The sequence below is a fragment of the Mesorhizobium sp. M7A.F.Ca.US.007.01.2.1 genome (genome assembly GCF_003998165.1).
Classification (GTDB): Bacteria; Pseudomonadota; Alphaproteobacteria; order Rhizobiales; family Rhizobiaceae; genus Mesorhizobium; species Mesorhizobium ciceri.
Genome location: NZ_RZQP01000066.1, coordinates 15,761 through 27,964 on the forward strand (window position 1 = coordinate 15,761; position 12,204 = coordinate 27,964).

General features: G+C 62.7%; 8 protein-coding genes and 1 pseudogene. 7 read left to right on the forward strand and 2 right to left on the reverse strand.

Annotation, left to right across the window (positions count from 1 at the left end; genetic code table 11):
• Positions 1-67: 67 nt before the first annotated feature.
• From EN949_RS14605 to EN949_RS14620, 4 genes and pseudogenes are all read left to right on the forward strand, one after another.
• The gene (locus tag EN949_RS14605) at positions 68-1,579 is read left to right on the forward strand and encodes a sugar ABC transporter ATP-binding protein (RefSeq protein ID WP_013532922.1); all 1,512 of its coding nucleotides are present in this window, start codon (positions 68-70) and stop codon (positions 1,577-1,579) included.
• 79 nt (positions 1,580-1,658) lie between these two features.
• Positions 1,659-2,654 (forward strand): ABC transporter permease, encoded by a 996-nt coding sequence (locus tag EN949_RS14610; protein ID WP_013532921.1) that lies wholly within the window; start codon positions 1,659-1,661, stop codon positions 2,652-2,654.
• A 51-nt stretch (positions 2,655-2,705) separates the two neighbouring features.
• Complete coding sequence (locus EN949_RS14615; RefSeq protein ID WP_023808755.1) at positions 2,706-3,758, forward strand: substrate-binding domain-containing protein; 1,053 nt, start codon at positions 2,706-2,708, stop codon at positions 3,756-3,758.
• A gap of 101 nt (positions 3,759-3,859) precedes the next feature.
• A pseudogene (locus tag EN949_RS14620) lies at positions 3,860-4,704 on the forward strand (acyl-CoA thioester hydrolase/BAAT C-terminal domain-containing protein).
• 53 nt (positions 4,705-4,757) lie between these two features.
• On the opposite strand, the gene EN949_RS14625 reads toward EN949_RS14620, so the two are convergent.
• The gene (locus EN949_RS14625; protein ID WP_024502581.1) at positions 4,758-6,812 is read right to left on the reverse strand and encodes a bifunctional aldolase/short-chain dehydrogenase; all 2,055 of its coding nucleotides are present in this window, start codon (positions 6,810-6,812) and stop codon (positions 4,758-4,760) included.
• 91 nt (positions 6,813-6,903) lie between these two features.
• Positions 6,904-7,869 (reverse strand): sugar-binding transcriptional regulator, encoded by a 966-nt coding sequence (locus EN949_RS14630; RefSeq protein WP_127366079.1) that lies wholly within the window; start codon positions 7,867-7,869, stop codon positions 6,904-6,906.
• A 190-nt stretch (positions 7,870-8,059) separates the two neighbouring features.
• Between EN949_RS14630 and EN949_RS14635 the strand changes: the two genes are divergently transcribed.
• The 3 genes from EN949_RS14635 (at position 8,060) to EN949_RS14650 (ending at position 11,967) form a co-directional block, all read left to right on the forward strand.
• Positions 8,060-9,700, forward strand: coding sequence for an acyl-CoA synthetase (locus EN949_RS14635; RefSeq protein WP_127366080.1), 1,641 nt, complete (start codon positions 8,060-8,062; stop codon positions 9,698-9,700).
• Between the two features lie 453 nt (positions 9,701-10,153).
• Positions 10,154-10,759 carry a TetR family transcriptional regulator gene (locus EN949_RS14645; RefSeq protein WP_013532915.1) on the forward strand — a complete coding sequence of 202 codons (606 nt, stop codon included), beginning with the start codon at positions 10,154-10,156 and terminating at the stop codon, positions 10,757-10,759.
• A gap of 56 nt (positions 10,760-10,815) precedes the next feature.
• Positions 10,816-11,967, forward strand: coding sequence for an efflux RND transporter periplasmic adaptor subunit (locus tag EN949_RS14650; protein ID WP_013532914.1), 1,152 nt, complete (start codon positions 10,816-10,818; stop codon positions 11,965-11,967).
• Positions 11,968-12,204 lie beyond the last annotated feature (237 nt).

Below are 12,204 nucleotides of genomic sequence, written 5' to 3' on the forward strand. Positions count from 1 at the left end.
TCTGGCAATTGTCAATCGTGTTGACAATTGCCGATACAGCCCATAGCGTCATGTCAGGGAGGAACGCATGGTCGGCAATGCCGTGTTCCGCGTAGAGGGACTGAGGAAATCCTTTGGCCATAACGAGGTGCTTGGCGGCGTCTCGCTGGAACTGCATGCCGGTGAAGTGACCGTGCTGATGGGCGCCAACGGCGCCGGCAAATCCACCCTCGTCAAGATCATCTCTGGTGTCTACGAACGCGGCGGCGGGACGATGGTGCTCGCCGACCAGGATTTCGCGCCGAAAACCCCGGCCGAGGCGATCCGGGCCGGCGTCGTCACCGTGCACCAGAACATCAATGACGGTGTCGTTGCCGATCTCGACGTCGCCACCAACCTGACGCTGGACCGGCTGAGCGGCAGCGGTGCGCCGACCCTGTTCAATCCAATGCGCGTGCGGCGAGAGGCCAAGGCGGTTGCCGACCGCATGGGGCTGGCCATCGATTTGAAGGCGCGGGTGAGTGATCTTTCGCTGGCCGATCGCCAGATGGTGGCGATTGCCCGCGCGCTGGCGCACAAGCCGAAAGTGCTGATCCTCGACGAGCCGACCTCATCGCTCTCCAGCGCCGAGGCTGATCGGCTGTTTGCCCTGATCGACAGGCTGCGCGAGCAAGGCGTGGCCATCCTCTACATCTCGCACCGTATGTCGGACATAAGGCGGCTGGCCGACCGCATCGTATCGATGCGGGACGGGATCATCTCAGGCATTTTCGACAAGAAACCGCTCGACTATGAAGGCGCGGTCAACGCCATGCTCGGCCGCAAGATCCATCTCGACCGGATTGTTGTCAGGGATTCGGCCAATGCCGTCTTCAAGATAGACGGTCTGCGCATCGCACAAGGCGCACGGCCGATCTCGCTGACGCTCGGCGACGGTGAGGTCGTTGCCATCACCGGCCTCGTCGGCGTCGGCAAGACGGCGCTTGCCGAGACGCTGTTTGGCGTGCGCCAGCCGCTGGCCGGCACAATGACGCTGAACGGCAGGCCTTATGCTCCTGAAACAGCCGGCGAGGCGATCGCCGCCGGCGTGTTCCTCGTTGCCAAGGACCGCGGCGAGAACGGCATCGTCGGCGGCTTCAACATCCAGGAAAATATCAGCCTGCCGTTTCACAAGCGCATGTCACGTTTCGCTGTTCTCAAGCGCCGTCTGGAACGCGCCACGGCGCGCCGGCAGATCGAGGAGCTGGGCATCGTCTGCCGCTCCGAGAAGGACGAGATGTCGGAGCTCTCCGGCGGCAACCAGCAGAAGGTGATGGTCGCCCGCTGGATGGCCCAGCATGCGAGACTGTTCATTCTGGACGAGCCGTTTCAGGGCGTCGATATTTCCGCCCGGCGCGACATCGCCGCCAAGCTCAGGGCCAGTGCAAACGGACGCGCCACGCTGCTTTTCGTCACCGAACTCGACGAGGCGCTGGAGACCGCCGATCGCATCCTGGTCATGTCGGAACAGACCATCGTCGGCGAGCACCGCAATGCCGATGTCGATCTCGACCGCCTGTTGGCCGAGGTCGCCGGCGGGCCGCTGCACAGTGCCGCCTGAGCACGGGCGTTAGGAATGGGAATGGAAAGAGCATGGGTTCGGATTGGCTAAAAACGGCAGCAGCGCGCGGGAGCGCCGAATGACATTGCGCGACCACGCCATCCGCTACGGCTTCATCGTGCTCTTGTTCGGGCTCGTCGCCTATTTCTCGATCGCCGCCGACGGTTTCGTTTCGCCGCAAAGTGCGGTTTTCATCTTCCAGTCGGTCGCCATCACCGGCGTGCTGGCGCTCGGCGTCACCGCCACGCTGGTCGTCGGAGGTTTTGATCTGTCGATCGGCTCGGTCGCCACGTCAGCCATGATGGCGGCCGCCTATGTCATGGTGGTGCTGGAGCAGAACGCCCTTGTCGCGGTCGTCGTCTGCCTGCTCATTGGCGCCATCGTCGGCCTGATCAATGGCTGGCTGATCGTCTACATGCGTGTGCCCGATCTGCTGGCGACGCTCGGCATGATGTTCCTGCTCGTCGGCCTGCAGCGCATTCCAACCGAAGGCCGCTCGATCGCCACCGGCATGACCATGCCTGATGGTTCGGTCGCCAACGGCAAATTCTCCGACGCCTTCCTGGCGCTTGGCCGCCACCGCTTCGACTTCTTCATCCCGAACCTCATTCCAGTGTCGGTGGTGGTGCTGCTCGTGCTCGCCGTGCTGATCTGGTTCTTCCTCGAATACACACGTTTCGGCCGCATGATGTATGCCGTCGGCAGCAATGAGCGCGCCGCCGAACTCGCCGGCGCGCCTGTCAAGGCATACAAGATCTGGGCTTACGTCATTTCAGGTGTTTTTGCCTCGATCGGCGGCATTTTGCTCGCTGCCCGGCTTGGACGCGGCGACATCGCCTCGGGTAATAATCTGCTGCTCGATGCGGTTGCCGCGGCGCTGATCGGCTACGCGGTGCTGGGTGCCGCCAAGCCGAATGCGTTCGGCACAGCCATCGGCGCGCTGTTCGTCGGCATCTTGCTGCAAGGCCTGACGATGATGAACGCGCCTTACTACACGCAGGATTTCATCAAGGGCGTGGTTCTGGTCGTCGCCCTTGTCTTCACCTTTGCGCTTTCGGGCAGGGGCAGGAGATAGCTTTCGACCGGAACAGGATTTTCGAGTTCAACAAGAGTGGAGGAAAACAAAGTGAGCATTACAAGAAGACTTCTGGGGAAGGTGGCGCTCGGATTGGCCGGCGCAACTATGCTGATGCAGGTCCCGGCTTTTGCCGCGGACAAGCCGGCGCCCTTCGACAAGCCCGGCGTCAAGATCGCGCTGGTGCGCTATCTCTCGACCGGCGACTTCTTCCAGGCCTATCTCTCGGGCGTCGAGGCGCAGTCGAAGGCGCTCGGCATCGACCTGCGCGTCCTCGACAGCCGCCAGGATGCGGCTCTTCAGTCCGACATGGTCGATCAGGCCATCGCGCTCGGCGTGCAGGGTATCATCATCCAGCACGGCCTGACCGAATCGATGAAGGACGCCGCGCAGCGTGCGGTCGACGCCGGCATCAAGGTTGTGGCCTTCGACGTCAATGTCGAAAACCCCAAGATCCCGCAGATCGAACAGTCCGATCGCGACCTGGCCCGCCTCGCGCTCGAGCAGGCGGTCAAGGACAATGGCGAAAGCTGGAATGCCGGCTATGTCTATGTCGCCGGCATCGCGCCGCTCGACCGCCGCAACGAGACCTGGGTTGACGTCAAGAAGAAATATGCCGGCATCAAGGAAGTCGCGATGTTCGGCACGCTCGACAATCCGATCGCCAACTCCGTCGCCAACCAGGCGCGTTCGGTGCTGACGGCGCATCCCGACATCAAGGTGATGTTCGCTCCCTATGACGAATTCGCCAAGGGCGTGAAGATCGCTGTCGACGAAGCGGGCTTGAACAAGGGCATCAAGATCTATTCGGCCGACATTTCGACCTCGGACATCGCTGCGATGCGCGAGCCCGACAGCGCCTGGGCCGCGACCGCCGCGACCAACCCGGCCGTCGTCGGCCAGGTCTCGGTGCGTGCGCTGGCACAGCTGCTGGCCGGTGAAGACCCCGGCCACAACGTCGTCGTGCCGCCGACACTGATCACCCAGAAGGACCTCATCGACAAGGACATCAAGAACATGGAGGACCTGTCGGCCAAGCTGCCGCAGTTCGCCCACGCCGATGTCGCGATGCCGGCCTGGATGCCGAACCCGAACGCCAAGTAACTTTCGCTATCGAAGGCCGCCTGCAGCCGCTTGCTGCAGGCGGCCTTTTTGCTGAATATCTGCAGCCGGCGCCAGGCTCCGGCCCAAGGTTCGGTGCGTATATGGAAGCTCAGGCGGCAATCGAGGAAAACCTGTCCGGCGCCGTCGCCGGAACCTTGTTTCGACGCCCGCAGGCCACCACGGGTGTCGTGGTGTTGGGTGGGTCGAGTGGCCGCGTCGATGTTGGGCGCGCACGGCTCTTTGCAAACGAGGGCTCGTCGGCTTTGGCCCTGCAATGGTTTGGCGGTGAGGGCCAGCCTCCCGGAATATGCGAAATTCCCCTCGAAACCTTCTTCGCGGCAACCGATTGTCTCCTTGAAACAGGATGCCACCGCATCGTCTATGTCGGCACATCCAAGGGTGCCGAGGCCTCACTGCTTGCGGCGGTCCATGACCGCGCATCGACGCTGTGGTCGCCATCAGCCCGTCATCGGTGACTTGGGGAAATATTGGTGCTGGCCGGGATGGCGTCAGTTGGCCTGAACGATCCTCATGGTCGCTCGACGGAATTCCCCTGCCATTTGTGCCGACGGATCCAAACTGGACACCAGAATACGTGGATGGCTTGGTATCCTACAGGGGACTCTTCGAACATTGTTTGAAAACCTCCAGGCAGGAAGCGGCTGCGGCGACCATCCCCGTTGAGACCGCATCGGCCGAGATCCTGCTGGTCGCAGGCGGCGACGATGCGCTGTGGCCCTCCCTATGGTTCGCGACAGAAATTGTTCGGCGGCGCAGCGAAGCAGGCAAGATCACACATCTCGTGTCATCGCCGGATGCGGGGCATCGCATTCTCTTGCCTGGCGAGAACACACCACGCTCGACATTGCATGCACATGGCGGCAATGGCGAGGCCGAATCACGGTTGGGCAGAATGGCGTGGGAAGGCATCCGAGAACTGCTGTAGCTGCAGATCCCGAATACCTTCGCCTGTTTTGCGTCAGTCTCGGCCGGTTTTCCCTACCGCAGCGCTGCCGCGATATTGCCGCCGTCGACGGTCGTCACGTCGGCGGTGGTGCGGTCGGCCAGCGCATGATGCAGGAAGGCCTGCGCCACGTCCTGCGCCGTCACTTCCTGGCCGAGCAGATTGCCGGACATGTAGTCCTTCTCCGACACGCCGCGCGCGCCTGAGCGGCTGGCAATCATGGCGTCGGTCAAAAGGCCCGAGCGGATACGGTCGGCGTTGACGGCGTTCGAGCGGATGCCATGCGCGCCATAGTCGAGCGCGTACTGCCTGGACAGGAACAGCGTCGCCGCCTTCGGCACGCCATAGGCGCCGAACTTCGGGCCGGGGTTGACGGCCTGCTTGGAGGTGTTGAACAGAAGCACGCCGCCGGTGCCCTGCTCGAGCATGATGCGCACGGCATTCTGCGCCACCGATTGGTGGGCGAAGAAATTGAGCTCGAAACTCTTGCGCAAAAGTGCATCGTCGAGCTCGCCGATGCGGCCTTCCCAGGCGGCGCCGGCATTGGAAACCAGGATGTCGACACCGCCAAACACGGCGACCGCTTTGTCGAAGGCGGCACGCACCTGTGCCGGGTCGGTGATGTCTGCGGCGACGCCGATCGAATTGTTGCCGGCTTTCTTCGCTGCATCGGCGGCTTTTTCGGCGTCGAGATCGACGACGACGGCATGGGCGCCATTGTCGGCGAACAGCTTTGCCGTCGCTGCACCGATCGCGCCGGCACCGCCGGTGATCAGCACCACCTGGCCGGTCAGCGGCTTCGGCTTGTTGGAGGCGAGCTTGGCCTGTTCCAGCGACCAGTATTCGAGCGGGAACAGGTCGGCCTTGGAAAGCGGATGGAACCGGCCGACGGCCTCGGCGCCACGCACTGCCTCGATCCACATCTCACCGACATCCGACGCGATCTTCGCGTCCTTCAGGGTGCGGCCGTGGCCGAACATGCCGAGGCCGGGCACCAGCGTCAGCCGCGGCATCTGGTCAAGCATGGTGCGCTTGACGTCGTCGAGCGCATCATTGGTTTCGAAATAGGCGCGATAATCCTTGGCGAACGCGTCGACATGGCTCTTGATCACCGCCTTGTAGTCGCCGGCCTTGTCCGCGTCGGGCGCCGGCAGCGCCATCGGCCCGGTCTTGATGCGGATCGACAGATCGGGCGTCGAGACGCCGCGCCCGGCATAATCGGCGATCTCGGCTGAATTGATGAAATCGACAATTGCCGGCGAAGTGCGGAAATCGCTGACCATTCGGTCGAAGCGGCCTTCGCCGCGCGCTACCGCCACCGCGCCGCGCAGCATCGGCGCGATCGACGCCGGCGTCGCGAGCTTTGCCGGCAAGGCTGCCTTTGCCGCCTTCGGCTTGCCGCTTGCGGCAATATAGTCCTCGGCGACGTTCACATAATGGATCATCCGGTCGTAGGCCTGCTTCGCATCGTCGCCGAAGGTGAAGATGCCATGCTTGTCGAGGATTAGGCCCTCGACGTCAGGATCGGCGTCGAAGATGTCGGCAGCCGCCTTGGCGAGGTCGAAGCCGGGCATGATGTAAGGCACGTAACCCATCTTGCTGCCGAAAACCGTCTTCACCAGCGGCTTGGAGTCCTCCTGGTCGACGATGGCGAGAATGGCGGTCGAGTGCGTGTGGTCGACGAACTTGTGCGGCAGGAAGGCATGCAGCAGCGTCTCGACCGACGGGTTGGGCGAGGACGGATCGATGAGGTTGACGCGTTGCAGGGCAACCATGTCCTCGTCGGCCAGCCTGTTCAGCGCGCGCGCCTTGAGCAGCGGCTTGAGCTTGACCGCCGGCAGGCCCTGCGGCTCGATGACGCCCATGTCCCAGCCGCTGCCCTTGACGCACAGCACGTCCCACTGGTCGCCGACGAGGTCGGTTGCCGTCGTCTTGCAAGAGGTGTTGCCGCCGCCATGCAGGACCAGCCGTGGTTCGCCGCCGAGCAGCCGGGTCGTGTAGACGCGCAGCGCCAGGTCGCGGCCGACACCCTTTTTCGCGTAGTCTGCGACGAGTTTTTCGGCGGCTTCGTCATTCCACAAATTCTTCATGTTCGCTTCGTCCGGTTGTTTGTCTTTGATGGTGAAACAGGAATGCCGCGACGCTTTGATGACAATGCGCCGGCGACGGAGAGGGGATTTCCTAGGAGGCCTTTTCTGTCGTGGCAGCCGCATGATCCAGGAGCCGCTGCGCCATGTGCGCGCCGACCACCAGATGCGTGCAAAGGCCGCCGGCGATCGCCGCGAGCAGCGGTTCGAACTTGCTGTCCTCCTGCACCACCACCAACCGCCTGGCGATGGCGCGCAGCGATGCAAGCTCGGCGGAGATCACCCGCCTGTTATAACTGCAGTCGAGCACCTTGCCCTCGGCGTCTATGATCTGCCCGGCAATCACGCCGGCAGCGCCTTGGCTGCGCAGATCCGCCATTTCACTTGGCGTCAGCGCGCCGCATTTGACCAGATGGCTGTCGGCGTCGACCGCGCCGACCGAGTATAACGCCAGGTCGCATTCGCCGACACCCGACAATTGTTCCCGGATCACCGGCTCGGCACGCAGCGCACGCGCAAGTTCTTTCGTAGACAGCACCAGCGGCGCGTAGAAATTGAGCCCTTTGGCGTTGAGCCGCCGCGCGATTTCCATGGTGCATTGGTCGGGGCGATAGGAATAGGGCGCGCCGAGATTGCCGCAGAGCTGCACCACCGTGACATCCTGCAGATCGGCATAGGACATGACGTCGGCAATCATATAGACGGTGCGGCCCCAGGCGACGCCGATGCGGTCGCCCTTCTTGACCAGTTCGAGAAAGACGCTCGCCGCCAGCACGGCGATTTCCGTCGACGGGTCGGCAATATGATCATTCTCCGGCGCGATCCAGACGGCGTCGAGGCTCAGCGCATCCTCGAGCTTGCGCGCCAGCACGTCGTCGGTGAAAAGCTGGGTCGAAGTCGAGATGTTGACGATGCCGGTCTCGCGCGCCTTGCGCAGGTACATGGCGACCGAGGCACGGGAAATGTTAAGCTGGCTCGCCACCTGGTCCTGCCGCAGGCCATGGGCATAGTAGAGCCAAGCGGCCTTGTGGATGAGTTGTTCTGCCGGTCGGATCGCCATGCCGTCTCCTCAGCTGACATTATTCACGGCTCTCGACAAAAGTCAAACTGGGCAGAGGTATGCGATGCTCCCGCTTGCGCCGAATCTGGTTCATCATTGTGCCAAATGCGCTCTGTCCTGGCATCGTTTGTGGTGACGCGGCCCAAGCCTGTGATTAGAACGTCTGAAAGAAAATCGCGGGGAGCATGGGATGGGCAATCCTTACGAACAGGATCTCGACAAGAACGCGGCCAACCATCAGCCGCTGACGCCGCTCACCTATCTGGAGCGCGCGGCCAAGACCTATCCCGACCATATCGCCATCGTCCATGGCCGCCAGCGCATCGACTATCGCACTTTCTGGCAGCGGTCGCTGAAGCTTGCCTCGTCCCTTCAAAAGCGCGGCATCGGCAAGGGCGACACCGTCACCGTCATGCTGTCAAACACGCCGCCGATGCTGGAGGCGCATTTCGGCGTGCCGATGACCAAGGCGGTGCTGCATTCGCTCAACACCCGCCTCGATGCGGCGGTCATCGCCTTCCAACTCGATCATGCCGAGACCAAGGTGCTGATCGTCGACCGCGAATTCTCCGGCGTCGTCAAGCAGGCCCTGGAACTGGCCAGGGTCAAGCCGCTGGTCATCGACTATGACGATCCCGAATACGCCGCCGACGCGCCGTACCCAAAGGGCGAGCGGGTAGGCTCACTGGACTATGAGGCATTTGTCGCAGGCGGCGACGCGGACTTCGCCTGGTCGATGCCCGACGACGAGTGGGATGCGATTTCGCTCAACTACACGTCCGGAACGACGGGCAATCCGAAGGGCGTCGTCTACCACCATCGCGGTGCGGCCCTGATGGCCTACACCAACACCATCCATGCCGGCATGGCCAAGCACGCGGTCTATTTGTGGACGCTGCCGATGTTCCACTGCAATGGCTGGTGCTTTCCCTGGACGCTCGCCGTCCAGGCCGGCACCCATGTCTGTCTGCGCTGGGTGCGGCCGAAGCCGATCTACGATGCGATCGCCGATCAGGGCGTCACCCATCTGTGCGGCGCGCCGGTCGTCATGTCGGTGCTGATCAATGCCAGGGACGAGGACAAGCGCGCATTTCCGCAGACGGTCACTTTCAACACGGCTGCAGCACCCCCGCCGGAAGCCGTGCTGTCGGGGATGGCGGATGCCGGCTTTGCCGTCACCCATCTCTACGGCCTGACCGAGACCTATGGCCCGGCGGTCGTCAACGAATGGCACGGCGCCTGGGATGATCTCGAAAAGGGCGAGCGCAGCGCCAGGAAGGCGCGGCAGGGCGTGCGCTATGCAGCGCTCGAAGGCCTGACGGTCATGGACCCCGAGACGATGCGGACGACACCGGCCGACGGCGAGACAATCGGCGAGGTCATGTTCCGCGGCAACATCGTCATGAAAGGCTACCTGAAAAACCGCAAGGCGAGCGACGAAGCCTTCGCCGGCGGCTGGTTCCATTCCGGCGATCTCGGCGTCATGCACCCCGATGGCTACATCCAGCTCAAGGACCGCTCCAAGGACATCATCATCTCCGGTGGCGAGAACATTTCCTCTATCGAGGTCGAGGACGCGCTCTACAAGCACCCGTCGGTTGCCTCTTGCGGCGTCGTCGCCAGGCCCGACGACAAATGGGGCGAAGTGCCTGTTGCCTATGTCGAGCTGAAACCCGGCAAGGTCGCGACCGAAGCCGAGATCATCGATCACTGCCGCGCGCTGCTTGCCCGGTTCAAAGTGCCGAAGGCGGTCATCTTCGCCGAAATCCCGAAAACCTCGACCGGCAAGATCCAGAAATTCCGGCTACGCGAGATGGCCAAGGGGGCTTAGCTGCATCGCCACCCATGCTTCGCCTCGACAATTTGTCGCGGGCTTCGTCATCCTAGGGTGTAGCAGTCGCGAGCGACGTCGCGGAAACCCTGGAGCTGCTCCGCAGCCCAAGGGATCCATGCCGTCACCTTGCGGCCGAGCTCCGACAGTCGAGAATGGCGGCTGCAGGCTACAGCTCGCTGACCGGTGTAAACCTGTTGATCCGTCGCACTCTTTGACCAACGTCGCGGCATGGATCCTAGGGTCTGCGCCGCGTCGCTTCGCTCCTTGCTTCGCCCTAGGATGACGAATTCATCAGGGCCAGCCGCTAACGGCGATCGTCGATTCCACCTTCTCACTGTCACCATCTGTCACCATTCGTACGTGTATACCGAATCCGCATTGACAGGTCCTTCTTTTCGATTTACGAGTGATGAAAATCAAAATTCGTCATTCGTAAATCGATAGAGGATCATGTCCGAAGCCGCCACCATAGTCGCCGAAGCCGCCCGACAGGAAAATGTAACGCGCATTCTCGATTGCGCCGAGCGCCTGTTCCGGCACTATGGCTACGGCAAGACCAATGTCGCCGACATTGCGCGTGAGCTCGGCATGTCGCCGGCCAACATCTACCGTTTCTTCGCCTCCAAGGTCGAAATCCACCAGGCCGTCTGCGGCCGGATGCTCGGCGCCAGCTACAAGATGGCCTACGAGATTTCGCGCCTGCCGATCAGCGCCGAGGAGCGGCTCCGGCGCTACGTGCATGCGCAATACAAGATGACGATGGAGGTCATGCTCGACGACCAGAAGGTCCACGAGATGGTCATCGTCGCCCTCGAACGGGATTGGGGTGTGATCGACAAGCATGTCGACAGCATTCACGACCTGTTCGCGGAAATCATTCGTGACGGGATCGAGGCCGGTGAGTTCAGAAAACAGGATCCGGTTATCGCGTCTCGCTGTTTCGGCGCCGCGACCGTCATCCTGTGTCACCCGCAGATGGTGGCGCAATGCCTTGCCAAGACCAACCGGGCAATGCCTGACGACCTCGTCGACTATGCAATCAAGGCCTTGAAGTAGCCTCCGCCCGCCGGGCGCCGGTTTCAACGATTCATCTCCATTTCGGGAGTACGCGCGTGTCTTCGTTCAGTTCAATCATCGGCAGGCTGCCGGCTGTAGGCCCGGTGCTGCTTGTCACCGCCACTCTCGGGCTTGCCGGCTGCAGCCAGGAAAAAGCCGAAGTCAAGGATATCATCCGCCCGGTCAAGGTTGTCGAGATCGCGAAGGTACATGACACCCGCACGCTCTCCTATTCCGGGTCGGTGAGGGCCCGCACCGAGAGCGCTCTGGCATTCCGCGTCAATGGCAAGATCACCGAGCGCCTCGTCGATATCGGCCAGCATGTGGCCTCGGGCGATGTGCTCGCCCGCATCGATCCCATTGACTACGACCTTTCGGTCAAGAGCGCGCAGGCAGCGCTCGATGCCGCCGAGCGGCAGGTCGAGACCGTGGAACTCGCCCGCAAGCGTGCCGAGCAGCTTTTTGCCAAGAATTTTGCCCCGAAATCACAGCTCGAACAGGCGACCTTGACCTATGACCAAGCGGTCGCCACCCGTGATTCCGCCCTTTCGACACTGGCTCAGGCGAAGAACCAGGTCGGTTATACCGATCTCAAGGCCGACAGGGATGGCATCGTCACCACGGTCAGCGCCGACGTTGGCCAGGTGGTCGGTTCCGGCACGCCGGTTGTCACTGTCGCTGTCGACGGCGAAAAGGAAGTGCTGATCGCCGTCCCCGAAATGGAAATCGCCGAATTCAAGCCGGGCAAGGCGGTCAAGGCGGGCTTCTGGTCCGACGATGCGCTGGCGCTCGACGGCAAGGTCCGCGAAGTCGCCGGCAGCGCCGATCCGCAATCACGCACCTTTGCCGTCCGCGTCAGCCTGCCCAACGATCCGCGTGTGCTGCTCGGCATGACCGCCAGCATCGAAGCCACGGCGGCCAATGAGCGGCAGCTGGTCTCGATCCCCCTGAGCGCACTGGCCGAGCAAGGCACCCAATCGATCGTCTGGACCGTCGATCGTGGCGCCGACACCGTTCATGCTCGTCCGATCAAGGTTGCCGAGTTCGCCGCCGATGGCGTGCGTGTCGCGGAGGGTTTGAAACCCGGCGATGTCGTGGTCGCCGCCGGCACGCAATTCATGACCGAGAACCTCAAGGTGAAGCTCGCCGGTGATACGGCGCTGCAATCGGCATCCGCGGCGGACGGCGACGCCAAGCAGGTGCGCTGACGACAGACAACCGGCTGCGCGTTCCCGCAGTCGCTGGTTTCCGGGCGGCAGGCGCCCGACCGAGACGCTCGATTGATGTAACCCCCACATCGATTTCGCGTCCCACCGCGATGAGTGCTTCTCCGCTGGGAGAGCCTTGCCGCCCGGAAGCCACTACGAACCCTCGATTTTGTTGCGCTAGATAGATGGACCAGCGTCGATGACCAATTCCACGGAAGAGAAGCGGCCCTTCAACCT